The sequence below is a fragment of the Pseudomonas simiae genome, assembly GCF_000934565.1.
GTDB lineage: Bacteria > Pseudomonadota > Gammaproteobacteria > Pseudomonadales > Pseudomonadaceae > Aquipseudomonas > Aquipseudomonas simiae.
Genome location: NZ_CP010896.1, coordinates 2,902,349 through 2,929,240 on the forward strand (window position 1 = coordinate 2,902,349; position 26,892 = coordinate 2,929,240).

The 26,892-nt window shown below is 63.1% G+C and carries 16 protein-coding genes; 6 read left to right on the forward strand and 10 right to left on the reverse strand.

Going from position 1 to position 26,892, the window contains the following annotated elements:
• Window positions 1-32 precede the first annotated feature (32 nt).
• Window positions 33-6,452: a non-ribosomal peptide synthetase gene (locus tag PF1751_RS13015; protein WP_044287157.1), complete on the reverse strand. Its 6,420-nt coding sequence runs from the start codon at window positions 6,450-6,452 to the stop codon at window positions 33-35.
• Window positions 6,453-6,747: 295 nt separating this feature from the next.
• Here PF1751_RS13015 and PF1751_RS13020 point away from each other — a divergent pair, with 295 nt between their 5' ends.
• Genes PF1751_RS13020 through PF1751_RS13030 form a run of 3 tightly spaced genes read left to right on the forward strand, consistent with a single transcriptional unit; the run spans window position 6,748 to window position 12,863 of the window.
• Entirely contained in the window at window positions 6,748-7,632 is an 885-nt protein-coding gene (locus tag PF1751_RS13020) for an ABC transporter ATP-binding protein (RefSeq protein WP_010210577.1), read from the forward strand.
• A complete protein-coding gene (locus tag PF1751_RS13025) occupies window positions 7,629-10,682 on the forward strand; it encodes an ABC-2 transporter permease (RefSeq protein ID WP_044287158.1) in 3,054 nt (1,017 codons plus the stop codon). The genes PF1751_RS13020 and PF1751_RS13025 overlap by 4 nt, the downstream gene beginning before the upstream one ends.
• 33 nt (window positions 10,683-10,715) lie before the next feature.
• On the forward strand, window positions 10,716-12,863 hold the full coding sequence (locus tag PF1751_RS13030; RefSeq protein ID WP_044287159.1) for a TonB-dependent receptor: 2,148 nt from the start codon (window positions 10,716-10,718) through the stop codon (window positions 12,861-12,863).
• Window positions 12,864-12,988: 125 nt separating this feature from the next.
• On the opposite strand, the gene PF1751_RS13035 is transcribed toward PF1751_RS13030, so the two are convergent.
• Window positions 12,989-15,043: a TonB-dependent receptor gene (locus PF1751_RS13035; RefSeq protein WP_080923206.1), complete on the reverse strand. Its 2,055-nt coding sequence runs from the start codon at window positions 15,041-15,043 to the stop codon at window positions 12,989-12,991.
• Window positions 15,044-15,373: 330 nt separating this feature from the next.
• Here PF1751_RS13035 and PF1751_RS13040 point away from each other — a divergent pair, with 330 nt between their 5' ends.
• Window positions 15,374-16,264 (forward strand): helix-turn-helix domain-containing protein, encoded by an 891-nt coding sequence (locus PF1751_RS13040; RefSeq protein WP_010210572.1) that lies wholly within the window; start codon window positions 15,374-15,376, stop codon window positions 16,262-16,264.
• Window positions 16,265-16,390: 126 nt separating this feature from the next.
• On the opposite strand, the gene PF1751_RS13045 is transcribed toward PF1751_RS13040, so the two are convergent.
• The 8 genes from PF1751_RS13045 to PF1751_RS13080 form a co-directional block, all read right to left on the reverse strand.
• Window positions 16,391-16,963 carry a TetR/AcrR family transcriptional regulator gene (locus tag PF1751_RS13045; RefSeq protein ID WP_010210571.1) on the reverse strand — a complete coding sequence of 191 codons (573 nt, stop codon included), beginning with the start codon at window positions 16,961-16,963 and terminating at the stop codon, window positions 16,391-16,393.
• A 108-nt stretch (window positions 16,964-17,071) separates the two neighbouring features.
• Window positions 17,072-17,782, reverse strand: a complete 711-nt coding sequence (locus PF1751_RS13050; protein WP_021492009.1) for an SDR family oxidoreductase — start codon at window positions 17,780-17,782, stop codon at window positions 17,072-17,074.
• Window positions 17,769-18,089, reverse strand: coding sequence for a Dabb family protein (locus PF1751_RS13055; RefSeq protein ID WP_010210569.1), 321 nt, complete (start codon window positions 18,087-18,089; stop codon window positions 17,769-17,771). The genes PF1751_RS13050 and PF1751_RS13055 overlap by 14 nt, the downstream gene beginning before the upstream one ends.
• The gene (locus PF1751_RS13060) at window positions 18,082-18,954 is read right to left on the reverse strand and encodes a sugar transporter (protein ID WP_044287161.1); all 873 of its coding nucleotides are present in this window, start codon (window positions 18,952-18,954) and stop codon (window positions 18,082-18,084) included. Before PF1751_RS13060 ends, PF1751_RS13055 begins: the two co-directional genes overlap by 8 nt.
• A 9-nt stretch (window positions 18,955-18,963) precedes the next feature.
• Window positions 18,964-20,685: a thiamine pyrophosphate-binding protein gene (locus PF1751_RS13065; protein WP_044287163.1), complete on the reverse strand. Its 1,722-nt coding sequence runs from the start codon at window positions 20,683-20,685 to the stop codon at window positions 18,964-18,966.
• A complete protein-coding gene (locus tag PF1751_RS13070) occupies window positions 20,682-21,875 on the reverse strand; it encodes an enolase C-terminal domain-like protein (RefSeq protein ID WP_044287164.1) in 1,194 nt (397 codons plus the stop codon). Before PF1751_RS13070 ends, PF1751_RS13065 begins: the two co-directional genes overlap by 4 nt.
• Window positions 21,862-22,740 carry an alpha/beta hydrolase gene (locus PF1751_RS13075; protein ID WP_021492013.1) on the reverse strand — a complete coding sequence of 293 codons (879 nt, stop codon included), beginning with the start codon at window positions 22,738-22,740 and terminating at the stop codon, window positions 21,862-21,864. Before PF1751_RS13075 ends, PF1751_RS13070 begins: the two co-directional genes overlap by 14 nt.
• A 15-nt stretch (window positions 22,741-22,755) precedes the next feature.
• On the reverse strand, window positions 22,756-24,411 hold the full coding sequence (locus tag PF1751_RS13080) for a GH3 family acyl-acid amido synthetase (protein ID WP_010210563.1): 1,656 nt from the start codon (window positions 24,409-24,411) through the stop codon (window positions 22,756-22,758).
• 314 nt (window positions 24,412-24,725) lie between these two features.
• On the opposite strand from PF1751_RS13080, the gene PF1751_RS13085 reads away from it, so the two are divergent.
• Both PF1751_RS13085 and PF1751_RS13090 read left to right on the forward strand, forming a co-directional pair.
• A complete protein-coding gene (locus PF1751_RS13085) occupies window positions 24,726-25,712 on the forward strand; it encodes an aldo/keto reductase (RefSeq protein WP_010210562.1) in 987 nt (328 codons plus the stop codon).
• A gap of 20 nt (window positions 25,713-25,732) precedes the next feature.
• Complete coding sequence (locus tag PF1751_RS13090) at window positions 25,733-26,890, forward strand: hypothetical protein (protein WP_044287165.1); 1,158 nt, start codon at window positions 25,733-25,735, stop codon at window positions 26,888-26,890.
• Window positions 26,891-26,892 lie beyond the last annotated feature (2 nt).

Sequence of the window (26,892 nt, forward strand, 5' to 3'; positions counted from 1 at the left end):
AGCTCCTGGGAAAAAGGGAGGTTGCGCGGGCATCAGATGACGCCTTCTTCAAGGGTGTGCGGGGTGGGCAGGCGTTCGAGGGTCTGCGCCACTTCCAGCAGGCTGGCGGCGCCGAACAACTGGCCCATGGGCAGTTCCACGCCAAGGCGGCTGCGCAGCATTTCGAGAAAACGCGTGGCCAGCAGGCTGTCGCCACCCAGGCGGAAAAAGTTGTCGTGGCGCGATACGTTCGGCACCTTGAGCAAGTGCTGCCAGAGCTCGGCGATCACGTGTTCGCCGGCGCTCAGCGGTTGCTCATCCAGCGCCACGCGTGACTGGGCAGCGGCGGTCAAGGGGGCGAGCAGTGCACGGCGATCGACCTTGCCGTTGCTGTTCAATGGCAGGCGTTCAAGCACCAGGACCTGTTCCGGGCGCATGTACGCCGGCAGGCACTGTTCCAGGTGTTGCGCCAGCACCTCGGCGCAGGTGCTGGCAGTGACAGCGGCCATCAGACGGTTGTCGACGACCAGCGCCACGGCGCTGTTCACACAGGGATGGCGAGCCAAGGCGGCTTCGATCTCGCCCAGCTCGATGCGATGACCACCGATCTTCACTTGACTGTCGGCCCGCCCGAGAAACTCCAGCAGGCCATCAGGGTGGTAGCGGCCGAGGTCACCGGTGCGGTACCAACCGTCGACAAAACGTTCGGCATTCAACTGCGGCGCGTGGCGATAGCCGCGCGCGACGCCGGCGCCGCCGATCCACAATTCCCCCGTGACCCAGTCCGGGCAATCACGGCCCAGGGCATCGACCACCCGGTAGGCCTGGTTGGTCAACGGCACGCCGTAGGGGATCGAACGCCAGCCCGGCAGTGGTGGTTGCACCTCGAAGTGGTTCGACCAGATCGCCGCTTCGGTCGCGCCGCCAAGGGCGATAAAACGGCAATTGGGGGCCTGGTCTTGCAGGCGTTGCGGCAGGTCGAGGCCGATCCAGTCGCCGGACAGCAGCGCGACCTTCAGATCCAGGCGCTGACGGTCTTGGGCGTTGGCTTCCAGCAGCATGTCGAGCAGCGCCGGCACGCTGTTCCACAAAGTCACGCGGTGCTGTTGCAGTGCCTTGAGCCAGGCCCGTGCATCGCGGCGCTGGTCTTCGTCGATCAGCACCAGGGCGCCGCCCACCGAGAGCAGGCCGAACAGGTCGTATACCGACAAATCGAAGTCCAACGCCGACAGGGCGAGGCCCCGGTCGGTGGCCTGGACGTCATAACGGCGGTTGATGTCGGCCACGGTATTCATCGCCGCACGGTGTGTGATTTCCACGCCTTTGGGCTGGCCGGTGGAGCCGGAGGTGTAGATCACATACGCCAGCTCACCCGCCGCGAGAGGCCGTGGTGCCGCTAGCGGTTCGGCTTTCAGCGCGCTGGATGGCTTGAGGTGTTTGACGCCGGGCAGCTGCGGGTCGTGCTCGGCGAGCATCAGGGTCACGCCAGCCTGTTGCAGTATTCGCTGGCAGCGCTGCAATGGCTGGTCGACACCCACCGGCAGGTACGCGGCGCCGGCCGCCAGAATGCCCAGTACGCAGGCGACCTGCTGCGGCCCTTTGGCCAGGGACACGGCCACCAGGTCGCCGGGTGCGACGCCTGCATCCATCAGGCTGTGGGCGATACGCAACGCACGGTCAGCCAGTTCGCCGTACTTCAGCGTGCCGTGTTCACCCCATAACAGTGCCGGGCTTTGCGGAGTCTGGCGCGCCTGTTCAAAGAAACCCTGGTGCAGCGTCGGGTCGCCCGGCACGCGGTCGCCCGGGGCGTTGAGCTGCGCACGCCGTTGCGCCTGGGCCTGGGGCAGCAGGTCAGGTGGAGCGCTGTCCCAGGCGTGCTCGGCCAGCCAGTTGAGGCTATGCAGGTAAGCGGCGAACATCGTTTCGACCAAGCCTTCGGGAAACAGGCCGACCACACGATCCCAGTTCAGGGCGATACCACCGTTCGCTTCGACGACCTGGTGGTCGAGCCACACTTGCGGGGTTTGTGTCAGGCCGAACACCTGGCGGGCAAACGGGCCATCCACCGGTGCCGCCGTGCCATCCGGCACGCCCAGGGCACTGGTGAACACCACTGGCATGCTCACCTGTTGCTCGCCATTGCCACGGGCCAGTTGGCGCAGCAGGCTGACCGACCCCACGCAGCGATGCTCCAGCGCCTCGCCCAGGGATTGCTGGGTACGCCGTGCGCGGTCGACCCAACGCTCACCCGCCACCGGCACATAACCGAGCAGGGTCAGCGAGGTAAAGTCGCCCATTATTTGGTCGACCTGTGGGTGCAGGGGGCGGCGATCGAACAGCGTGAGGTTCAGGCTTAGGTCCGGGCGTGCGCTCCAGCGGCCGAGGGTTTCGGCAAAGGCACAGAGCAGCACCGCTGAGGCGGTCAGCCCTTGTTGCTGGGCCTTGGCCAGGATCGCTTGCCAGGCGCTGGCATCGATCTGCCCCTGCAGGCGTTCAAAGCGTGGCCGGCCGAGGCTGGCGGGGTCGGCGGCCAGCGGCAATTGCGGGTGGGGTGGCAATTGCGGCAGACGTTCCTGCCAGAAGCGCTGCGCGGCTTGCCGTTCGGCAGGCGCCGCGGCGCACTGCAATTGGTAATCGCGGAACGACAGAGCCAATGGGGCGAGCGCCATGTCGGGCTCACGGTACAAGGCATCGAGTTCGGCGTAGAAACGCAGGATGCTCAGGGCATCGAGGATCAGGTTGTCCAGGCTGATCGCCAAGCGTGTATGCCGGCCATGGGTAACCGCTTGCACGTCGAATAGCGGCCATTGGTGGGGGTCGAACACGCGATGGGCACAGTGCTCGCGCAGGTCGTCGAGGCTGGCGTGGCCCTGGCCGATCACGAAGGCCGGCACCTGTTGCAGGATGCGCGCCTGGCCGCTGTGATCGAACACGGCACGCAGCATTTCGTGGCGCTCGATCAGACGCTGCAGGGCGCGTTGCAGGCGCGGCAAGTCGAGGTCTTCGACGTCGTATTCACGGTAGAAGTGGCAACTCACGCCCCCCAACACCAGGCTGGGATCGCGGCCCAGCCAGTACGCCTGTTGCACCTCGGTCATCGGGAACGACGCATGGCGTTGAGCCAGGTCTGCAACAATGGTGCGCGCGGATTCGGCCCGGACCTGTTGATGCAGAGTGGTACAAAACTGCGCCAACACCGGCTTGGCAAACACCTGGGCGATGCGTGCACCGCCCAACCCGTGTTCGGCGAGCAGGCGCACCAGGCGGGTAGCGCTCAGGGAGTCGCCGCCCAAGGCAAAGAAATTGTGCTCGCGGCACACCTCGCTACAGCCGAGCAGCTGCTGCCAAGCGCGGGCCACCTGCTGTTCGATGTCGCCGCAGGGCGGAGTCAGGTTGGCCTGCTGCGCCGGGCTGTGCTGGGCGAGCCAGGCGTGTAGGGCCTTGCGGTCGACCTTACCATTGCCGGTCAAGGGCAACTGCGCGCAGCCGAGGATGAACGTGGGAATCATATACGCCGGAAGGCGCTCGGCCAGGCCCGGCAGGTCAATGGGCGCAGGCTGCGCGGGGCCGTGCGCCTGGCGTACAACCGCCGCCAATTGCTGGCCGGCCAGCAGCACGACGGCGTGCTCCACGCCTGGGCAGGCCAGCAGTGCCTGTTCGACTTCGCCAGCTTCGATGCGATAGCCGTGCAGCTTGAGCTGGAAGTCTGTACGCCCGAGGAATTCGACATTGCCGTCGGGGTGGTAGCGTGCACGGTCGCCAGTGCGGTACCAGCGCTGGCCTTGATAGTCGACAAAACGCTCGGCGCTGCGCACGCGGTCGCCGCGATACCCTTCGGCAACCCCGGCGCCGCCGATCCACAGTTCCCCCGCCACCCAGTCCGGGCAGTCATGACCCTGGTGGTCGACAATGCGCAGGCTGACGTTGTCCAGCGGTTTGCCGTAGGGCAGGCAATGCCATTGCAGCGGTTGGCCGGGGAAGGCTTCGAACAGCGTCGAGTGGATCGCCGCTTCGGTGGCGCCGCCCAAGGCCATGAAGCGACAGCCTGGCGCCTGAGCCCACAATCTTGGCGCCAGGTCCGGGGCGACTTTGTCACCGCCCAGCAACACCGCACGCAGCGGCAGGCGGGCGTCGGCCGCTGCGCAACCGAGCAACATGTCCAGCAGCGCCGGTACGCAGTTGAGCACGCTGGCGTGGTGCAGCAAGGCCAGTTCACGCCAGCGCAGGGCATCGCGCTGCGCTTCGGGCTCGATGCCAATCACCGCCGCGCCGGTGGACAGCGCGGCAAACAGGTCGAACACCGACAGGTCGAACTCCAGCGCAGAGAGCGCGAGAATGCGATCGTCGGCGGTCAACTGCAGGCGCCGTTGCAGGTCGTCCAGGGTGTTGGCTGCGGCCAGGTGGCTGATTTCCACGCCCTTGGGGTCGCCGGTGGAACCGGAGGTATAGAGGATATAGGCCAGGTCGCTGATCGCGCCGGGCCGGGGGGCTTCCAGCGCGGGGCCCTCGGATGGCAGGGCCTTGAGCAGTAACCGCGCGCCCGACCCGTCACAGATTTTCTGGCAACGCGCCTCGGGCTGGTCGATGCCGATCGGCAGGTACGTGGCACTGCAGGCGAGGATGCCCAGCACCGCGATGACCTGTTCGGGCCCCTTGGGCAGTTGCAGCGCCACCACATCGCCGCGCCGGATACCTTGGTCTTCCAGGTACGCCGCCAGTTGCAGGGCACGCTCTGCCAGCTCGCCATAGCTGATGACGGGAGGGGTGCCTTGCAGCAATGCGGGCAATGTGGGCGTCAGGCGTGCCTGGGCAAAAAACGCTTCATGCAGGCGCTTGACGGGCAGGGCGACACGTTGGCCTTGCACGGCTTGGCGCACTGCCAGTTGCGCGGCGGGGACCAGCGCTGGCGGTGCCTGATGCCAGCTGGCGGGGTCAAAACACAGGCGTTGCAGCAGGTCGGTATAGGCCTTGAACATGCCATCGAGCACGCCGCCGGCGAACAACCCTTCACGCGCATCGAGGTTGACCAGGATACCGCCGTCCAGCTCGGTGACTTGCGCATCGAGCCATACCTGCGGGCCTTGGGAAATGATCCATGCCGGCTGGCCAAAACTGGCTTGTACGCCCTCGGCGAACAGCTCGCCCAAGCCCAGCGCGCTGGTGTACACCACGGGTGCCAGCACTTGCTCACCGCGTTGGCGGGACAGTTCGCGCAACACCTCCAGGCCGGAAAACGCACTGTGTGCGACGTCGCTGTGGAATCGCCGTTGCAGGGCTGTGGCGCGTGCGGCAAACGTGCCGGCGACCCGGCCGTCCCAGGCCAGCAGGATTGACGAAGTGAAGTCCCCGACCAGACGATCGACGTCGGCATGCAGCGGTGTGCGGTTGAACAGCGGCAGGTTGAGCAATAACTCGGGTGTATCGCACCAAGCGCCAAGGGCCTCACAGAACACCGCCGCCAGCGCCATGGCCGGCGTGAGCCCGTGTTCCCGCGCCTGGCGTTCGAATGCCTGGCGTTCTGACGGCGGCAGCCAATGGTGACGACGGCAGACCTGGCGGTCATCGCCCTGGGGCTTGATCGGTAGGCTCGGAGCACCGGGCAATTGATCGAGGCGCTGTAACCAGTAGTCGCGCGCTTGTTGGTGGCGATCACGCTGCTCGGCGCTGTTCTGTTCCTGGCGCAGGTCGGCCAGGTAGCGGGCAAAGTTGTAGTCCAGCGCGGGCAGGGGGTGTTGGCGGTACAACTGCACCAGGTCGCCGAGCAGAGTGCGCAGGCTCAGGGCATCGGCGGCGAGCATGTCGAGGTTCAGGTGCAGACGGGTGCCGTTGGGCAACAGCGACAGCTGGATATCCAGCACCTGGCCTTGTTCAACGGCCAGCTGACGGTGGGACAGCTCGGCGCGCAAGGCCGCCAACCGTTGCTGCACCTGCTCGGCGCTGGCCTGGCGCAGGTCATGCACTGTCAGTCCCGGCCACGGGCTGTGCGCGAGGATCTGCTGGCGGCCGTCATCGAGAAACTGCGCCCGCAACATCGGGTGCCGCGCGAGCAGGGCACGTACGGCCGCTTCCAACCGTATCGGGTCAACGTCCTGGCCATCGAACTCGTTATAGAAGTGCGCGGCCACGCCACCCAACTGTTGGCCGGGGGCGCGGCCGATCCAGTAGGCGTGCTGCATCGGCGCGAGTTCGAACGGTAAGCTGTCGTCGATAGAGGTGCTGATCGGCGCGGTGGCTGTGGGCGCTGTGTCAAGCAGGGCCAGCCAGGCACACAGGCGCGGGTCCGCTACCAGGTCGGCGAAACGTGCGGCCAGGCCTTGGCGGCGCCATTGGCCGGCGAGGCGGATCAGGGTGACGGAATCCAGCCCCCATTCGATCAGGTTGGCCTCCAGGGGCACCTGGTCGGCGGGCAGTCCAAGGGCGTCGGACAGGGATTGGCGCAGCAGTATTGCGGTTGAGGTGCTGGGAGTGGCCATGGCTCAACGTCTTCTCATCGCTAGGGCCCGGACCGGGGTTGGCCCAGGCGCTGGGGGCAGGCAAATGCATGGGGGAAGATGCTAGTCATTCTCATTTTGGCGACTACCCGGATCGAATCGTTTTCGCCCCGTATCCGTTTGCCCAGTGCGTATTGCGCGGGCGCAGCGGCGGGGCATGCCGCCAATACGTCGCGCGATGCGGTTGGAAAATGACTTGAATCGGGTAGAGCTCGGCCCACGCCCTTGACTACCGTCGCTCGCCGCCCTTTTGCAGGGCCTCTTCATGGAGTTGCGGATGTCAGTCGATTCAGGTTTACAGGTGCGCGGCCTGCGCAAGCGCTACAACAATGGCGTCGAAGCGCTACGTGGCGTGGACCTGAGTGTTGGCCCCGGCATGTATGGTTTGCTCGGTCCCAACGGCGCGGGCAAGAGCAGCCTGATGCGCACCCTGGCGACCCTGCAGCAGCCGGACGCCGGCAGCATTCACCTGGACGGCGTGGACGTATTGCGCGGCCCCGACCATCTACGCCGCCGTCTGGGTTACCTGCCGCAGCAATTGGGCGCGTACCCTGGCGTGAGTGCCCGGGATTTGCTCGACCGTTTCGCCTGGCTCAAGGGCCGTACCGACAATCGCCAGCGCCGCGAGGAAATCGAGGCTCTGCTGCATAAAGTCAACCTGCAGCAGGCCGCTCACCGTGCGCTGGCGACCTATTCGGGGGGCATGTTGCGCCGGTTCGGTATCGCCATGGCGCTGGTGGGTTCGCCGCGCTTGCTGATCGTCGACGAACCCACGGCCGGCCTCGACCCGGCCGAACGTAACCGTTTTCATCGGGTGCTGGCGGATGTCGCCGCCGAGTCCATCGTGCTGCTCTCGACCCATATCGTCGAAGACGTCGAGAACCTGTGCAGCCGCCTGGCAGTGTTGGCCGGCGGGCAGATTATTGTCGAAGGTCGACCGGCCGATTTGCTCGCTGCCGAGCAGGGCCGACTGTGGGAAGCGCCATTCAGCCGCGGCGAAACGTTGCCCGCAGCCCTGCATGTGGCCGCCAGCCCCGAAGGCAGTCGCGTGATCGTGCATGGCGAGCGGCCGGCAGACTCGCGCTTCACCCCCCACGTGCCACGCCTGGAAGATATCTATTACCTGGCGCTGGCCCAGGCCGGTGAGGCGGTGGACGCATGAATACCTTCGCGTTGCTGCTGCGTGAAACCTGGGTGGAAGCCCGCGCCGGGCTGCGCAGCGGCATTCCCTTGCTGGTGTTTCTTGGCCTCACCGGCTACCTGCTGATGTCCCTGACAAATGCCGACTACGTGCAGAAAATGGGCGCCAGCGACATTGCCCGTAATGCGCCGAGCTTGATTTACCTGATGTCATGCGGCTGCATGTTCTTTCTGTTTTTTGCCTGGGCCTGGGTGTTTGCACAGCCGGCCCTGCGCGACCGCAAGGCGCAGTTGGAAGAGGTACTGCTGACCTTGCCACTGTCGTTGCCGGCCTTGCTGTGGGGGCGTTTTATCGGCGCGGCGCTGGTGGGCGGGTTGCTCGCCAGCTCGTTGATTGTCGGCTTCCTGGTCAGCCCGGTATTGGGCTGGCTCGGCTGGGTGCCGGCGGCGAGTATCGGTGCGCCGGTGTGGTCGGCGCTGGGGTTTGCCTGGATTGCCTTGCTGTTGCCGGTAAGCACCGGGATCGGCGCATTGTATTACCTGCTGGCGTTGCGCAGCCGTGGCCTGGCCGCGCCATTTGGCCTGGCGACGGTATTGATGCTGTTGTGGATGTTTGCGGTGGTGGTGCTCAAAGGCGGGCATATCAACCCGCTGTTGGCGGCCAGCCTGGACCCGTCGCTGTTTACCTTTGCTCAGGCCCAGATCGAAACCTGGAGCGCCGCGCAGAAGTCCCAGGCGCTGCTGGCGTTGACGCCGGGGTTTTGGCTCAACCGTGCGCTGTGGTGTGTGTTGCCGCTGCTGGTACTCGCCGTGGTATTGGCGCGCACCACTCGCCAGGGCCTGATGGGGCGCCGCAGCGGCGCGGTGCTGGCGGAACCACCGATGCTGCGCAGCAGTGACGTGCAGTTGCCGGGTCCATTGGCGGCCAGTTGTTGGGCGCACGCCGTGTGGCATGAAGCGCGCTGGCAGGTACGCCAGTTGTTTGCTCGGCGGATCTGGTGGGTGGCGCTCGGCTTGCTATTGGTGATGGGCGTGCTCAGCGGCTTTGTCCACGGCGTGTGGCATGCGCGCGGGCCGATGGTGCCACGGGCGGATCTGACCCTGCCGCTGTTGTCGAGCGCGTTGTTCCTGGTGATCGCGTTTATCGTCGCGGCGCTGGTAGGCCTGGTGTGCCGTCGTGATGACGTCGAAGGCCTGGGTGCCATGTTGCAGGCCACGCCCGCGCCAACCTGGCTGCGGTTGTTCGGCCGCACGGCCTGTGTGTTGTTGGCCACCGTGACCCTGGCGCTGGTGCCGGGCATTGCCAGCCTGCTGATCAGCGCCATCGCTGCGCCCGACAGCCTGGCACCGGGCTTTGTGCTGATTTACCAGGCGCTGGTGTTCGCGCCGCCGCTGCTGGAACTGGCCACGCTGACGGTGCTGGTGCATGCGTTGATACGTCGCTCGGGGCTGGCTTACGCCATGTCGATGCTGCTGACGTTTTTCCTGGTGCTCAACCACGAACTGGGGCTGGTCAGCTATCCCGCCTATGCGATGGGGATACCGGCCCATGTGGCGTTGTCACAGCTCACCGGCTGGGCACCCTGGTTGCCCTATCTCGGCACCTTGGCGGGCTGGAAACTTGCGGGTTGCGTGGTGATGGTCGGCGTGGCGGCGCTGGTGTTACCACGTGGTCCCGAGCGACGCCGTTTCGCTGACTTGCGCCAGCCGTTGCCGCTTGCCATGTTGGCTCTGGGCGCCTTGGGTTTGCTGGGCAGTGGCGTGGCTTTGCAGCGTTACCTGGTGGAGCAGGGCGACTACCAATCGGTGGCCGAGGAACGTGCCGAGCGCGCCGCCTGGGAACAGCGCTGGCTGGCCGGCGCGGCTGCCTGGCAGGTGGCGGGCGGGCGTGTGCAGTTGCGCGTCGATTCAACCGCGCGTCAGGTCGAGGGCCAGTGGACGCTGGACGCCATGGTCGCCCGCCAACTGGATGCCGAGTTGCCCCCAGGCCTGCGGGTGACGGCGGTCAGCGTGATGGGGCAACCGGTCACGTTCGAGCAGGCCACCGAACACCTGCGCGTGCCCCTGGCACAGTGCACGACGAACGCTTGCAGTGTGGAACTGAACTGGATTGTCAGCGCCAACGGCTGGCCGTCGGAAGGCGAAGCCTACTGGCTGGGGCCGCACGGCGTGTGGCTGGAAGCACGCCGCGTGATGCCGCGCCTGGGTCTGGACAGCGAGCGGCTGTTGCGTGCGCCGGTGCAGCGCAGCGAGGCCGATTTGACGCCCGAAGTGCCTACCTTGGCGACGAATTCCGCCGTCGCCGTGGAGGCCGTTGCACCGGCGGGCGACTGGCAATGGCATGTTGAGATCGACGGGCAGGCCTTTAGCGGTCACAGCTCAGCGCCCATGGATTTTGCCTACAGCCTGCAGGCACGGGCGGATGCCAGTCGCCAGCAAACTGCCGTTGAAGTGCGTGAAGACCTGGACCTGATGAGCGCTTGTGTGGCGCGACGCCTGGGCAGTCGCCCGGCGGTGGATGACGTGAGCCTGTGGCCGACCGGCATGGGCGCCAGTCGCTTGAGCCACGGTCACCTGTTGCTCGCCCAATCGCCAGATTGGGACGCGGCTGCTGCCGGCGTCGGGCGCTCGGCACGCCGTGCGCATATCGCCGAACTGCTCGCCCGACGGATGCTGGTTGATGCCAGCGACCTGCGCCAGGTGCCGGGTTACTTGTGGTTGAGCCAGGGCGTAGCAGGTGCGATCGCTTTGCTGTGTGTGGCGGATGTGGACGGCCCTGAGGCTCGCGCGGTTCTGGTGAAGCTCATGGACGATGACCTGACCCGCGCGCTGGGCAATGACGGCGAACCCGTCGGCACCCTGGCCGATGCCCGCGAACACGGCTGGGCCGCCACTTATGCAGTGCTGGCGAGCCTGGGATGGACCGCTGCGCAAAGCCCCGAACAACTGAAGGCAATGACTGCCGCTATCCGAAACGGCCAGGGATGGCCGGCCGCGATCCAGCCTCTGCTGGGCGCGCCTGATCCGCAAGCGATCGCCGCCGCGCTCACGCGCTGGGGGCCTGCTCAATGAATTTGAATCATCCCTGCCTTTTGGAGTTTTTCCATGTCATCTGCTCTGTTTATCCAGCCGCTGCGCCGTCCCCTCGGCTGGCGGGCCAACGTCTTGACCCAGGCCATGGCGCTGGGTTTGTCCAGCCAGATGTGCACGGCCTATGCCGCTGACTATCAGCCGGAGGCCCCCGCGGAGTCCATTGAACTGGCTCCGCTGACGGTCAGCGCGCGGTTGACCCAGGAGAGTGCCAAGGATATTCCCTTTGGTCTCTCGGTGATCGATGGGAAGACCCTGGAGACCCGGCGCCTGCGTACCCTGGAAGACGCGCTGCGGACCACGCCGGGGGTGGAGGTGAACTCCTGGGGCGGCGCGAATGACGCCAATGTGCGTATCCGTGGCGTCGGGTCACTGAACCAGATGAGCATGGATGACGGCTCGGTGGTGTTGAATGTGGACGGCGTGCCGATGTCAGTGCGCAATGCGGCGCTGGCCACCCTCGACGTGCAGCAGGTGGAGGTGCTCAAAGGCCCCCAGGGCACGTTGCTGGGGCGCAACAGCGAGGCGGGCGCGATCAACGTGACCACCCGTAAGCCGACGCGCGAGCTGGAGGGGTATGTGCGTGGCGAAGTGGGTAACCAAGGCCAGTTCATGACCGAAGGCGCCGTGGGCGGGCCGTTGACCGACTCGCTGGCGGGGCGTATCGCCTTGCGTCGCAGCGGCTTTGATAACTGGGTCGATGATCAACAGAACGGCGACCCGCTGACCAAACCCCGAGACCTGGCGCTGCGCGGCAGCCTGCTGTGGGATAACGACCAGGGTACCACCGGCTTGCTGACCGCCGAGCGCCAGCGCGCCGAGCACTATGCGGGCCTGGAGCTGCTACGCCCGTTTGGCAATCGCCCGAGCCTGGACTACACGCCCGGCACATTCGATGGCAACCAGAAGACCAATGAGCGTTACTCCTTCGAACTCAACCACGACCTGGCGCAGTCGCGCATCACCTCGATCAGTGCCTACACCAGCACCGATTTCAATGCGGTCAAGGGCTACGATCGCAACATCACGCGGGCGTTGTACGGTTCTGCGTTCGAATACCTGATCGAAGACTCGGCCCATGAGCGGGTATGGAGCCAGGACCTGCGCCTGGGGTCGCTGGCGGATGCCGATGTGTTTTGGGTGACGGGGCTCAACTTGTCGCGCTCCGAGCGCAGTTTCGACTCCAACAATCTCACCAACGGCGCGCAGCAGTTGCGCGACTTCAGCACCAACAGTTACGCGGCCTATGGTGAGGTGACGTACCCAATTGCCGAAGACTGGAAACTTACCACCGGCCTGCGTCATACGTGGGACCGCAAGACCTATGGTGGCGATTACTCCACTGGCGGCGCGCTGGTCAGCGACAGCCGGCGTTTGCAGGACAATTACAGCACCGGGCGCGTGGCGTTGAGCTACGCGCTGACGCCGCAGACCAATGTGTATGCGGTGCTGTCGCGGGGCTACAAGTCGGCGGGGTTCAACGATTACGCCACGTCGGTCAAGGACAGCGAACCTTACAAGGCGGCCAAGGTAAATTCCGCCGAGTTGGGTTTCAAGCATGAAAGTGCCGGGGGCGACCTGAGCCTGGAAGGGGCGTTGTTCATCACCCGCGTACAGGACGACCACCTGCTGGGCTACGATTTCAACACCCTGGCGGTCAGCGCGGTGAATGCCGACACCCGCAGCAAGGGCGCCGAGTTGTCGACTACCTGGCACGTCACCGATGAGCTGACCTTGGGCAGTGCCGTGAGCTACACCAATGCAGTGGTGACGTCGGATGCGCCGGGTGTTTCCGGCGGTGACGTGGCGGCGGGCAGTCGCGTGCCGGATGTGCCGCTGTGGAGCGGTAATTTCAGCGTCGCCTGGCAGAAGAACCTGGGGGCGTTGCTCGGGTTACCGGCGCCACGCCTGAACACCTTGCTCAATTACCGCGTACAGAAAAACCGCCCGGCCGACCCGCAGAACCACTACGACCTCAAGGGCTACGCCAAGCTGGACCTGCACCTGGGCCTGGAGAGTGGCGGTTCGGAGGTCTACCTGTGGGCCGACAACCTCCTGGATGCGCGCTACGACCTGTACGGCTCGTACTCCACTGACCAGGTACTAACGGGCATGCCAGGGCGTGGGCGTTCTGCGGGCGTGGGGTATAGCTACCAGTTCTGACCCACATCTGCCCCTGTAAGAGCGAGCTCGCTCGCGAAAGAACGCCCCGGTGCCGCGTTAAATCAGGCTGCCCGGTTAGCGTTGACGTTTTTCGCGAGCAAGCTCGCGCCTACAGGGGGGGAGGGTCAGAACGTGTAGGTGTAGCCGACGCCCAAGGTTCGGCGGCGTGCCGGTGCACCGTAGGCCACCGGGTCACTGTAGAAACCGTAGGTGTCGTAGGTCTGGTTCAGCAGGTTGTCGGCGAAGGCATAGACTTCGCCGAACTTGCCTTCCAGGCCGGCGCGCAGGTCGAGTTTCTCGTAGTTGTCCAGGTTGAAGTGGTTTTGCGGGTCGGCCGCGCGTTCGCCCATCAGGTGGTAGTTGAGGCTGGTGTTGAGGGTGGTTTCGCCGAGGCTGGCGAAGGTGCCCAGTGGGTGTTTCCAGCTGGCGTTGAAGTTGCCGCTCCAGCGCGGGACATCCGGAGTGCGGTTGCCGGCCGCGACGTCACCAGCCTGGATGCCTTGCACGCCGCTGGTGATCTTGGCATCGAGGTAGGTGGCGCTGGCGGCCAGGGTCAGGCCGTAGTCGAAGCGCCAGCTGCCCTCCAATTCGGCGCCGCGGGTGCGGGTGTCGGCATTGAAGGCATTGGTGGCGAAGGTCGCCGCGTCGTAGCCGAGCAGGTGGTCGTCGTGCACGCGGGTGAAGAACAGCGCACCGTTAAGGCTGCCGCGACGGTCTTCAGTTTCACTCTTGAAGCCCAGTTCCGCGGCTTTGCTGACGGCGGCCTTGTAGGGTTCGCTGTCGGTGACCTGCGAGGCGTAGTCATTGAAACCACCGGATTTATAGCCCCGCGCCAGTTGCACGTAGACGTTGGTTTGCGGCGTGAGGGCGTAGCTCAGGGCAACGCGGCCGGTGCCGTAGTCGTCGGTCAGCTTGCGTGAGTCCTGCACTGCACTGCTGCCGGAGAAGTATTGGCCGTCGTAGGTCTTGCGGTCCCAGGAGTGGCGGTAGCCGGTGGTGAGTTTCAAGCGCTCGGTGAGGGGGAAGGTCATTTCGCCATATCCGGCGTAGGTGGTGGTGGTGAAATCGCGGTACTTGGCGCCGGAGGTGCCGTAGGTGTTGCGCGGCGTGTCGTAGCTGCGCTCGTTGCGGCTGGCGGCGAGGCCCGCAACCCAGAACACCTCGGAGTCGGGCAGCGAACTCAAGTGCAGGTCCTGGCTCCAACTGCGCTCGAAGGATTTGTCCACCACCCAAAACTCGCTGGGGGTGCCGTACAGGGCGCCCATGAGTTTGCTGTCGTAGGCGATCAGGCCTTCGAAGTCGGCGGTGCCGGTGGCGGTGGTGGAGGTCAGGCGGCTGTTGGCGAAGTCATGATTGACCTTGATGGTGTAGCGCTCGGTGGTCTTGTAGTTGTCGTCGAACAGGCCGGCGGTCAGGTTCAGGCTGGGGTCGCTGCCGTAGGGACGCAACACCAGGGAGTTGGTGGCGCGCTCGGTTTTCTGGCGTTCGGCGCTGACCAGCACATGGGTGTCATCGTTGAGGTCCCAGAGCAGGCTGCCTCGGTAGGCTTCGTTACGCGGCTTGGTGATGGGGTGGTTGGTCTGGTCGTTGTCGATCCAGCTGTCATAGCCGGCACGACGCACTGCCAGGCGACCGCTGAGGCTGTCGCTGATCGGCCCGCCGATGGCACCTTCGGTGAGGAACTGGCCTTCCTGGCCGACTTCGCCGCGCACATAACCTTCAAGTTCGCGGGTCGGTTGATGCGTGGTGATATTGACCGCGCCCGCCTGGCCAATCGCACCGGACAGCGTGCCCTGGGGCCCCTTGAGTACTTCGATGCGATCGACGTCCAGGGTGCCGAAACCGAGGCTGCGCGACGACACCGGCACACCGTCGATATTGAATGCCACCGAGCTGTCATCCATCGACATCTGGTACAGCGAACCGACGCCGCGGATCAGTACGTTGAAGTCATTCGGCCCTCCTGAGGAGTTGACGCTCACTCCGGAAGTGTTGCGCAGGGCACTCTCCAGGGTGTCGAGGCGTTGGGTGCGCAGTTGCTCGCCGCTGATCACGCTGAGGCTGATGGGCACTTCCTTCGGGTCTTCCTGCTCCATGCGCGCAGTCACCGTCGAGGCCGGCAGTTGCACGGGCTCGCTGATGGTGGTGGCGAGTGCCGAATTGGCCAGTGTCAAACTCATGGCTATTGTTATAGTATTACGTTTGTAGCAAAATTGGCGGGTAGCCGTCGTGTTGCATCGTGCAGACATGATGGGACCTTGACTGAAGATTCTGATCGGCGCGCGTTGCGGGGGGCAGCGGCGATTTGGCGGAGCCTGTGCAGCGCGCCAGATGCTAATAATTATCAATTGCGTAATTCCACCCCGATGTGATCTGATTCGAGCCGTATCCGGTCAGCCAGGAGATTTACGATGTCAGCCGTTCAAGGAGGCGCAGGGGAGCCGATGCCGGTCTCGCGAATCATTACGGGAGGATATGGAAGCGACCTCGGACCAGGGGCGCACTGTCGCGTGACCCGCGTGTCGCTGCAGGACGGGCTGGACATCGTGCGTTGGCAAAGTACGTTCGAACAGCCGATCGAATTGCCCTTGCAAGACGACAGTGATTGCATCCATTTCAGTTTCACCAACCTGCTCAAGGGTAAAGCCTCGTGCAGCTTTCAGGAGGGGCGTCGGCAACGGCGCTATGCAATTGACGAGGGCGCCGGCAGCATCAGCTTCGGGCGTTGCCGCCATGGCCTGTATCACCAGCACGGCGAGATCGATAACATCACCGTGATGATTCGTCCTGAAGTGCTTGAGCAATGGGAGTTGAAACTCGATCCACTGTTGAACAAAGCGCTGGCCTGTGACCAATGCTTCCTCGATGGACACCGCAGTGGCGAAATGAGCGCGACTGCGCACCTGCTCGGCAGCGCTATGGATCAGGGGGCCGGACTGTCACCCGCCCAGCCGCGCAGCAGTCTATGGCTCTACGGGCAGAGCGTTACGCTGGTGAGTTTGTTCCTTGAGGTGCGCCAGGACGCTGAATGCACCTGTCGCGTCAGTAACACCGACCGCCAAAGGTTGGTGCGTGCCCGTGAGCGTCTGCTCGAAGACCTGGGCAAGGCGCCGAGCCTGTCGGAGTTGGCGCGTGAGTCCGGGTTGAGCCAACCCAAGCTGACACGCGGGTTTCGCCAACTGTTTTTCAACAGTGTCTACGGCGTGTTTCAGCAAGCACGAATGATTCAGGCACGCAGCCGCTTGATGAGCGGTGATGAATCCGTGATGCGCATTGCCTCGGACCTGGGGTACGCCAACGCGAGTCATTTTGCGACGGCGTTTCGCAAGCAGTTTGGAATCAACCCATCGACTTTCAAGAACGGCGGCAGAAGCAAATCATTTGGGATTAATGCTTCATAGACCGTTTCAATAGCGGCTATCGCGATAGGTCTAATAGCCTGCGCCAGCCCCGAAGTACCGGGGGAATTTGACGGCCCCGCTTATTGAGCGCAATGGATTGGTGCCGCCCTAGCGGCAACGAGCCGTTCAGCGAATTTGCTTGCCTACGTTAAATCGAAGCAACATTAGCGCCGCATCGCATGCATCACTCGCATAGTGACTTCCACTGAACGCATGGGCACTCACCGTCGCCCCGTCCAGCAGCATAATGATGTAGGTCGCGAGTGTCGTGGCGGTCTCTTGGGGGTAGTGGCGGGTTATTTCGTCTTCTACAAGTCCATGCAGCTTGCGCTTGTAATCGAGGGCGATCTCTCGGATATCCGAGCGGTCCGGGAATTCGGCCACCGCTCGGCCGAACAAACAGCCTGCGAAGCTGGTCGAGCAGAACCACTGGCCTCGCCAATCAAAGATCGAGATGATCTTCTCTTCCAGACTGGGCTTTTCGTCCATGCGCATCTTCAATTGCTTGAGCAGATGATCCGAGCGCTGTAACAGCACGGTTTTGACTAAGTCTTCTTTACCCGCGAAATTACGGTACATCGTCATCCTGGCGACGCCAGAGGCTTCAATGATCCAGTCGACGCCCACGGGGTGAAAACCGTATTGGGAAAACAGGCTGGTAGCAGTGTCGACGACATGCTGCTTTTTCGATACAGACAACTCGGAACTCCAGGCTCGGGCAGTAGAAATGGGCGAAAACCGTAACATTCTGATATAGACCAGTCTATCTCAGTCTTGATTCAGTATTTCGCCCATGCGTCGCAAACCTCAGGTCAATGTCACCGTATCGCCGCCATCCACGGCCAGTACGGTGCCGCTGATCATTGAGTTGGTCGCCAGCAACAGGGCGGCCGAGGCGATATCCTCAGGAAGCGCGATGCGCTTGACCGGCAGTGCTTGGCTGCGCTGGCGCATTTTTTCTACCAGGGCTTCGGGATGCATGCCAGTGTCGACAAAGCCCGGTGAGAGCACGTTGACCCGCACCGGTGAGAGTTCGCTGGCCAGCCCACGTGCCAGCCCCTCGATGCCGGCATTGACTGCGCTGATCAGCGCAGTTTGCGCACCGGCGCGCTGGGCAAAGCGCCCGGAGACCAGCGTGAGCGAGCTGTGCTCGTCAAAGGTGGCGAGCCGGGCAATGTGATAAGCCGCCCAGAACTTGCTGTCGAAGATGCGCTGGGCATCCTCCAGAGAAACGCTACGCAGTGGGCCGAAGGTCAGCGAGGCGGCGGTGACGACAATATGCTTCCAGCGCGTCGGCCGGGAGAAAAAATCCTCCAGCTGCGCCGGTTGCGTAACGTCCAGTGCCTCGGTTGCCACGTTCGGGCCGATGTCGTGCGCAGCGCGATGCAACCGCGTCGTACTGCGCCCGGCCAAGGTGACTCTCGCTCCTTGCTGGTGGAACAGTTTGGCGATTGCAAAACCGATCCCGGCAGAGCCGCCGATGACCAACACCTCAGTAGTGGGTTCAAACGTAGGCATAGTGGTCTTCCTTCTGGTGTGCGGGCGCAGGGTGCGGGTAATCGAAAATCAACATCTGGCACAACGCGCGCAACCTGGGGCGGAAACCCGCGTGCAGCGGATGTTCCCGCCAGCCGGGGAGTACCGACTCGTCGGTAAACGTGAGGATAAAACCCTGGTCGAAGCCCAGTGACCGCTCGCCGCTGTCTGCGATCACCTCCACCGCTACCAAGCCTGGCACCTGGCCGGGAAATGCGTGCAGTTCCTGCAGCAGCGTGGATACGGCGGCCGCGTCAGGGCTTTTGAGCAAAACAATGCGTTTAAACATGAACGTTCTCCCATTCGATCAAGTTGCTCAGGCGCGGGCCGTTGTCGAAATCGCACACCACGGTATCGCCGTGGCTAAGGTGGATACCGGCATCGGCGCTGTTGCGATCGGCGCCCAGGTACAGGTAGATCAGCGTGCCGGGCAGGCGCAGCGACGGGTGCTGCCAAAGGGTTTCGAACAGGTCGTCGGCGTCATAGCACAGGCACGACAGGCCGGTGCTGAAGCCTTGCTCCCAGTGCAGGTCGCCCGCGCGGTAGATGGATGTCTTGCCCTGTATCAGTTCGGGCAGGGGCTGGCGGTAGAGCAGGTGGGAGATGGCGCTGGGTTGTAACTTGGCGTAGGCCAGGTAGTTGCGCTTGGATTTGGCCAGGGCGATATCGGTCAGGTCGTTGCCGAAGGTGTAGCCGATATAGGTCGGGCGACTGTTATCGGCCACCAGAAACAGCGCTACCACTTCAGCTTCTTCGCATGCCGAGAGTGCGCCGCGGTTCATGCGCAGTACGTCGCCGCTGCGCTTGAGGGAGTCGGCAAAGCCCTTGATAAAGAAGGCCGGGCGCTCGCCGTGTTGCGGTGGTTCCGCGACTTTGCTCTGATGGGTCAGGCCAAAGCCGCACACCATGCCTTGGCGTGGGTCGGGCGGTTGCAGGCAGGGCAGCAGCTCGAAGCCGGCAAGGTCCGCAACGGTCAACGGCGCAGGGCTGTGCTCGTGCAGGTATTCCAGCGGCCCGCCGGGGTATTCGCCCGCCGGTGTGTCGCGCAGCAGCGTGTACAGGTCGCTCACCGGATAAAGGGTGTAGGGCCCGGTGGAGCTGGGGCGGGTGACGTAGCGCTGGCCATCCCGCGCGCATTCGAAAATGATCGACATGGGAAGCTCCTAGAGGGTCTTGATTTCGAGCAGGGCAGGCTTGCCGTAGGTGCGCATGTAGGACAGGCAGTCGCAGATCTTTTCCCCGATCTGCGCCGGTGTCTCGGCACTGCCAGGGCTATAGAGGTCAAAGGTTTTCGCCAGGGCGACGAAGTCCACCTCGTTCTCATGAAAGCTGGTCGCCAGATTGGACAGGTCGCTGGGCCGTTGACGCAGGTCGGCAATCCGTTCGGCGTGCTGCTTGGAATTGAGGTAGAGACGGTTGTTGATCACCAGCACCAGCAGGGGAATGTCGTAGGCGGACAAGGTCCACAAGGCGCTTGGGGTATAGAGCAGGTCGCCATCCGATTGCAGATTGACGCACAGCCGGCCGCTGCCTTTGTGGGCGACGGCCGCACCGATGGCTGCGCCCAGGCCATAACCCAGCCCGGCGCCGCCGCTCATGCCGATATACGCTTCACTGCGCTCGATGGGCCAGAGCCCGCGCACCAGGGTGTCGATTGTCACGCTGCCAGTGTTGGTGAGTACCCAACGTTCATGCCCGATGGCTTCGTGGATAGCGATCAGCGCCTGGGCGATGGTCAAGCCGTCGGCGGGTTGGGTGACTTGCGCCAGCAGCGCCTGGCGACGCGCCTGCTTGTGGGCCGCAATGCGCTGGGTGCGCTCATCGACCAACGTCTGTGCCGTGTGAGTGCGAGACGCCGCCAACGCCTGCGCCGCCTGTGCGATACGCGTGATGGAGGCCGCCACATTGGCGTGCAGCGCCAGGTCGGCGCACACCAGCTTCTGGCTGTCGGCCACCCAACTGCTGATCAACAGCGAGTGGGTGCCCAGGGTCGCGATGTAAAGACCAGCGTGGGGTTGCTGTCCGGAGTTGGCGAGCAGCCCATAAAGATCCTGGACTTCCAAGGCCAGCAGAAAGTCGCACTCGCTCATCAGTTGTGCATCGTGGTCCTGGAACACCAGCGGATGGGTATTGGGCACGTTGTAGCGGCCGTTACGTGAAATCACCGCCGCGCCTGTGAGGGTGGCGAGCCTCAGCGTTTGCTCGGCCTGCTCATCGTCCAGTGCGGCGTAATCAATCGCGATCACGGGGTGTTGTGCCGCCAGCATGCGGTCCACCAGTTCGTTCAGTTGCTCATCGTCCAGTGCCGGCAGGCGTTCCGGGCGTACCGCGCCGGATGGCAGCAAGAGTCCCGGCGCCAGTGACTCTTCTTGAACTGCACTGTCGATGGCGACATAACAAGGGGCGTGAGGTTCGGCCGCGCACAGCTTGAGCGCCCGTTGCACCGATTCCAGCGTGGCGGCTTGGGAGACCGGCATATCGGTCCATTTGGTGTAACCCGAGAGCAACTTGTCGATGCCCTGGGACGTGTGGATCCAGTCGATCCAGGGGCGACGCAGTGCGGCGTCGATCGGCCCGTTGCCGCCGAGCACCAACAGCGGGACCCGATCGCACCAGGCGTTGAAGATGGCCATGCTCGCGTGCTGCAAGCCGATATTGGCATGTACCAGCACCGCCATATGCTTGCCGCTGGCCTTGTAATAACCGTGGGCCATTGCCACCGAAATTTCCTCGTGGCAGCACATCAGGATGGCCGGTACGGCCGGGTCGGGGTGATGCACCAGCGAGTCATGAATGCCGCGAAATGACGCGCCGGGGTTGAAGCAGACGTACTCAATGCCCTGGTTGATCAGAAGATCGACAAGCAGATCGGAGAAATACTTCATCGTGCACGCTCCATGTGAAGAGATTCGTTGGGGTGTCTGTCGACACCGGTTGCACAGTGGTAGGGCTGCACATGGGACGTCAGGCGGCAGCCAAGGCCTGTTCGCGTCGGAACGGGCAAGTGAATGGCGTTGTGTTCTCTATCAATGGCTGGCATCGGTTCGAGCAGGTCGGTGTGGAAAAAACGATCGTGTTGCCCGGCTTCCACGCCGATAAAACCCTCGTAGGCCGTGAGCAGCGCACGGTGCGCGGCGATCAGCGGTCCGACTTCGGCAACTTGCACGCCAAGGTAAACGGGCAGCCCCCACGCGTGGCACTGCTCGATCATTCGCGCACTGGCCAACAGCCCACCGCATTTGGCGATCCGAAGGTTCACCGCATCCAGCGCCTGGTGTTGCCACGCCCGCGCCAGGCTGGACGCCGAGGTGACCGACTCGTCGAGCATGATTGCCACGCCATGCTTGAGCCTCGCCTGGCGGTAATCCTCCAGGCTGCCGGGCGGCAAGGGTTCCTCGAACAGCGCGACACCCAGTGCATGAAACTGTCGCGCGCTGCCGTGGAGTTGTTCGGCCGACCAACTCATGTTCGGGTCGACGTACAACGCCAGGGTCGGCGCCAGTGCCCGGATGGTTTCCAGGCGTTGTTGGTTGGCGTGCGGATCACCGGCCAGTTTGAGCTTGAGCGAGCGCAACGGTTTGCGCTGTTCAAGGAACGCCTGAACCGGTTGCGACAGGTCGAGTACCTGGGTGATGTTGATGTGCGCGGGTACGGTGCGGCGTGCCGTCGCGACGGCCTCGGTGATGCGCAGCAGGTAGGTGGACAATGGCAGGCCGGCCTGTTGGGCCAGCGAGTCGAGTACCGCCATTTCCACCACGCACCGCGTGTTGTTACCCAGGTTCTCACTGGCCTCGAATGGCAGGCCATGTTCATATAGTGCGCGCCCCCGGTCGACCGGGTCGCCGCTGGCCAATGCTTTTGCCAAGTGCGCGAAGTCAAGGCTGCGCAGTTGGGTCAGCACCGACTCGCAGTCTTCGCCTGTCACGTAGCGGCGCGGCGCGCATTCACCGATCCCTGTAAAGGCGCCGAGCGTCCAGCTGAGCACCACACTGTCTGAAGTGTGGCGTTGGTGGGCGCCATGCACGAACGGGTTGGCCATGGGCTGGCGTACCAGGTAGACCTCAGGCGGCGTCATAGGCGTAGCGTCCGTTGGCCTTGACGAAATCTGCGGTGAACTGCACCACCTGGCCCATCGCGGGGGTGAAAAACAGGTAGTGCTTGTCCTGATTGACCAGCAGGGTAGAGCCGTTGCGGCACAGGCGCTGGAAGTGACCAACGGTGGCGTTCACATCCACCAGCGGGTCTTTGTTGGCGCAGATAAACAGGCTGGGGGCGTCGATGGGTCGGGCATCGGCCGCCAGGTAGACCTTTTCCAGCGCCAGCAATTTTTTCCGCTCTCGATGTTGCAAATGAGTGGTGGCCAGCGTGTCGTTGCGGATGAATTCGGCCAGATTCGGGTTGGCGGTGAAGTCGTCCGGGTTGAGCCCCGCATCCCACAGCGTCTGCCTGTCGTCCAGATCGATGTCGGCGCGCTCCTGTTCACTGAGCCGGTCATGCATTTTGCCCAGCCAGGCCGAACAGATGACGAGATTGTCATAGGGCAGCTCGGCGCGGGGGCTGCTTGCGATGGCGGCCAGCACCGATCCGCCCAGGCAGTGCCCGAACAGGCAAAGCGGCACATCGTCGGGCACTTCGCGACGAATGTGTTCGATGGCGGCCGAGGCATCCGTGTGCAACGTACGCACGTCCGGGAACCCATGTTTCTGACCGCTGCTGATACCGCACCCTTCGCGGTCCAGGGCGTAGAACGCGATGCCCAGGTTGGCGAATGCATTACCTACCGACCACAACCAACCGGCGTGGCTTTGCAGCCCATGAAAATACAGGATGGCGCCTTGCGGCTGCTGCGGGCGCCAGGCATGCAGGGCCATCCGCCGGTCTGCCTGAGCCAGGTAGTGGACTTCACGCGCAATGTTGTGCTGAAACAAGTGCATGTTCATGAGTGCCTCTCAAGATCAGAGTTGCTGGATGCCCAGCAGGGACAGGTCGGGTTGGAAGGGCTTGTACTTGATCTGCAGGGTTTTCCTGGCGGCTTTTTCCTGTTCGATCGCCATGGAGATCGCGTTGCCAGGCACAGTGATGACCTTGATTTGTCCCAGGCGCTTGCTGGAACGCTTGGACTCGTACTCGATATTGATCGCCTGCAGATGGCCATCGAGTAACTGACTGAGGCGCTCCGACTCACCGCAAGGCGCGCCTGCCGCCTCGATGGCCACGGCGTAATAGGGCGTTTCGTTCCAGACCGGGGCGCACAGGTAAAGCCCGGCATTGGGGATGCCACACATCTGCACCGCTTCGTGCAGTTGGGTCTCGGTGATCTTTTCGCCGGTGAAAGAATGCATCACCCCATTACGCCGGCTGAAACTGATACGCGGCACGCCTCGGTAGTAGCCGTGCACGCGATAGATATCGCCGGTGTACATGCGCACCATCCCGTTGCCCTGCCACATGACCAGGTGGTATTCGTCGCCTTCCTTGAGCTGATCCAGAGACACGGTCTGCGGCTGCACCTGATCACGTATCAGCGCATCCATATCCACTGATACGGGAATGAACTCGAAAAACGCCTGATCAACCGCCAACGGCTGGCTGTCCTGATCGTCATCCACGGGCAGGGTCACCACGCCTTCGGTGCCGCATGACATGAATGGCAGCACCTTGGCCTGCCCCATGATTCGCTCCAATTGGGGCTTGTAGAGCTTGGCCGACGCTGCAGTCCAGCAACTGAAGCGCTCCAGCCCCGGCCATACATCCGGCAGTGACACCCCGTCGCGGGCCAACACACTCTCCAGCCGGTGCGCAGCCGCAGGGTCAGCTGCCCGCATGAGGCTGCCGGCATGGGCGCCGTCGTGCAGGTCGCGCAGCAGGCGTTCACGGTTTTCCAGCAGGCAATGGTGCAGGGAGAGCAGAGTGCTGGGGTTGATGGCCGTGAGTAATCTGACGTCCTCACCCAGTGTCCACAGCAGCCGTGCATACATCTTCTGCTCATGGCTGGCATCCGGCGTCGGCGTAAACCAGGGCGCTTCATACCAGGGCGGGTTCCAGTCGCCGCTGCCGATCTGCGGGTGGCGGTTGCTGATCGCCTGGTAGGGCAAACCTTCAACGTACTCGTTGCTTGGGTCTCGAACGGTTTGCGTGTCCAGTGTGGCCCACGGATTTGCGTGCAGGGCCGGGTAGTCATGGGCAAAGAACCCCCACATGGCCTTGATGGCCGGCACCCGGTACTGGCGAATCCAGTGCAGCGTGTAGGGAATGCGCTTGGATTGCCCGGTGGTACCGCTGGTCTTGAGCCAGCGCACCACCGGGCTGCAACTGAGTATTCCGCCTTTTTGCTGGCCTTCACGCACCAGGATGTCGCGGAACCCTTCATAGGTCATGACCGGGATGTTGGTGCGGGTGATCCTGCCGTTGCAGTGGCTGACCTGAAAACCGTTTTCTTTCCAAAACAACGACTTCTGGCACACGTGAATGATGTCTTCGAGCACGTGTTCCTGGGTCTTTAGGGGCTTGTCGAGCCTTTCCAAATAGTTCGCTTGCGCTTGGGCGCATTCCGCTTTGAAGGTCGGCACCCCGCGCTGCCAATGGCCGATCCAAGAGTCCATCTTGCCCATGCGTTCGTCCTCGATCTTGTGGAAAGAAAAAGAGACCGTGATGTCTCTGTTGAGAGTGTTTAGACGCTCAAAATATATGTGTCAATATGTTTCTGGTTATTGGATCCAATCATTTGGTTTTGGCGGAATAAAATTTTAAGATCGGTTATTAGGCGTTAATAAATTGATTTATATAGTTATTTATCATGTTTATGGCTCCTGCTAAGGGCATTCAAACCCGAAATAAAACAAAGTATTTAGAAACATTGTATTGACGGGGAGGCGATAATTTGAAAAAGATGTAGAACGATCAGTATCACAAGGAGGGCGATTCCATGGTTTCGACGATCACGTTGGGCACACAGGGTCTGCAGGTTGGCCGCATAGGGCTGGGCTGCATGGGGATGAGCCAGTGGTATGGCGCCACGGATGACAACGAATCGCTACGCACCTTGCATCGAGCGTTGGAGCTGGGCGTGAACTTCTTCGATTCGGCCGAGGCTTACGGGCCGTTTACCAATGAGCGGCTGTTGCAGCGCGCTTTTGCCGGGCGCCGCGGGGAGGTGGTCATCGCCACCAAGTTCGGTTTCCGCATCGTCGACGGCCAGATCGTTGGCGTGGACAGTTCTGAAAGCAATCTGCAAAGAGTCGTCGAGGCCTCGCTCAAACGCTTGGGGACCGATTACATCGACGTGCTGTATCAGCACCGGTTGGATCCTACGGTTCCCATCGAAGAAGTTGTTGGGGCGATGGGGCGTCTGGTCGAGCAGGGCAAGGTCAAGTACCTGGGCCTTTGCGAGGTGGGCACGCGCACCATCGAGCGCGCCCATGCCACTCACCCGATTTCAGTGATACAGGGTGAGTACTCGTTGTGGGAGCGCAATGTCGAGCAAGAGATCCTGCCGCTGTTGCACAACCTCGGCATCGGCTACGTCGCTTTCTGCCCATTGGGCCGCGGGTTCCTGACCGGCAAGGCGGCCAGCGCTACTCACTACGACGCCAATGACTTCCGCCAGCAAGACCCGCGCTTTCGCGAAGAAAACTTTGCCGCCAACACCTTTCTGACCGAGTCGATTCTTGCGCTGGCCGATTCGTGGTCGATGACGCCTGCGCAGTTGGCGCTGGCCTGGTTGCTCACGCGCAGCCCGCACCTGGCAGTGATCCCCGGAACCAAGCGGGTCGCCTACCTGGAAGAGAACGTGGCTGCCGATGCCTGCGTGTTAAACGACGAACAATCGCACGCGATCCAGGCGTTGCTTGGGCAGTGGGCGGTGGCGGGTGAACGCTACGAACAGCGAATGATGCAATTCATCGACCGATAGGCACTGCCACGGAGGCCGGTATGCAGCCGCACCGCTTGCTGGACGAAACCGAACAGCGGTTTCACCAGAATTTCCTTAACCGCAACGGCAATACCCAAGTGACCACATTGCTCACGGTGCCGGGGTGCGTCAGCCCGCTGCGGGCGTGCAAGGCATTTGGGCAATTGGTCGCCGACTATGCGTTTCTGCGCCAGAAGATAGTGCCTGTTGGCAACGACAGGCATGGGTTCGTGGCAGTCGAAGACGAGGTCCAGGCACTACCTTGCACCCCCCCGACATCGTTGCTTCCCGACGTTTTGCTCAAGCTTGAGCTCAACCGTTTGCTGGCCGACCAGGAAGGCTGGAGGGCGCTGGTGGTGACCGACCCCGAGATCGATCAGACCCATATCCTGCTCACGCGCAACCATGCGATCTCCGACGGTTACAGCACCGCCAGATTGGTCAATAGCCTCGCCGGCTACCTGGGTGAGATGCCCGCCAGCCTCGATGATCGAGCGGCGCATGCGTTCCGCATACGCCTGGCGCATTGGCGCGGTTCACCCATCGAGACAGGCAAAGCCAGTTACGCCGATTTTGTCCGGTTGCAGGTCAGTAGCGAGGCCGAAAAACGCATCGATCAACTGCGCACGGCGTCGGGTTTCAGCACCAACGCCATTTGGGGCGGGGTTTTTGCTCATAGCTATCTCAGGCATTTCGGCGTCCCCGCGTTCGATTTGTTCACCGCGTATTCACGACGTGAGCCTGGCGCTGCTGGGGCTCCGCTGACCAAGGCCTGCTTGATTGACGTGCGCAAAACCACGCTCGATAGCCAGAGCCCGGATCTGTATGGGTGTATCGAGCGGTATGCGCAGGCGGTGGCCGAGGCCAGGGCGCTATTGGGAACACACGAAGAGACGGTGCTCGACCACACCCCGAGGCCCGCCCTGGCGTTTACCAACACCGGGTCGCTGGAGCGGTTCCTGACGCATCCCGCGGCTTCTGTGATCGGTTTCTCAACGTTGGTCAACCGCACCGGTGGCAACTACGACTTCGTCCTGCACTTGGCCCGGTTCAATGGCACCTGGCATGCAGCGTTGGCCTTCAGTTCGCTGAAAGTAGAGCGCTCAACGGCGCTGGCGTTCAAGGCGCAGATCGAGGCCGTGCTTGAGGCACTGCCTGCTGCGTTCAACATCCCGTGAGG

Coding starts and splice junctions, on each gene's coding strand:
- PF1751_RS13060 (WP_044287161.1), bottom strand. CDS start 18,954: ATGTCGATCATTTTCGAATGCGCGCGGGATGGCCAGCGCTACGTCACC.
- PF1751_RS13050 (WP_021492009.1), bottom strand. CDS start 17,782: ATGCCTACGTTTGAACCCACTACTGAGGTGTTGGTCATCGGCGGCTCT.
- PF1751_RS13075 (WP_021492013.1), bottom strand. CDS start 22,740: ATGAACATGCACTTGTTTCAGCACAACATTGCGCGTGAAGTCCACTAC.
- PF1751_RS13015 (WP_044287157.1), bottom strand. CDS start 6,452: ATGGCCACTCCCAGCACCTCAACCGCAATACTGCTGCGCCAATCCCTG.
- PF1751_RS13065 (WP_044287163.1), bottom strand. CDS start 20,685: ATGAAGTATTTCTCCGATCTGCTTGTCGATCTTCTGATCAACCAGGGC.
- PF1751_RS13090 (WP_044287165.1), top strand. CDS start 25,733: ATGCAGCCGCACCGCTTGCTGGACGAAACCGAACAGCGGTTTCACCAG.
- PF1751_RS13030 (WP_044287159.1), top strand. CDS start 10,716: ATGTCATCTGCTCTGTTTATCCAGCCGCTGCGCCGTCCCCTCGGCTGG.
- PF1751_RS13070 (WP_044287164.1), bottom strand. CDS start 21,875: ATGACGCCGCCTGAGGTCTACCTGGTACGCCAGCCCATGGCCAACCCG.
- PF1751_RS13080 (WP_010210563.1), bottom strand. CDS start 24,411: ATGGGCAAGATGGACTCTTGGATCGGCCATTGGCAGCGCGGGGTGCCG.
- PF1751_RS13055 (WP_010210569.1), bottom strand. CDS start 18,089: ATGTTTAAACGCATTGTTTTGCTCAAAAGCCCTGACGCGGCCGCCGTA.
- PF1751_RS13035 (WP_080923206.1), bottom strand. CDS start 15,043: ATGAGTTTGACACTGGCCAATTCGGCACTCGCCACCACCATCAGCGAG.
- PF1751_RS13085 (WP_010210562.1), top strand. CDS start 24,726: ATGGTTTCGACGATCACGTTGGGCACACAGGGTCTGCAGGTTGGCCGC.
- PF1751_RS13020 (WP_010210577.1), top strand. CDS start 6,748: ATGTCAGTCGATTCAGGTTTACAGGTGCGCGGCCTGCGCAAGCGCTAC.
- PF1751_RS13025 (WP_044287158.1), top strand. CDS start 7,629: ATGAATACCTTCGCGTTGCTGCTGCGTGAAACCTGGGTGGAAGCCCGC.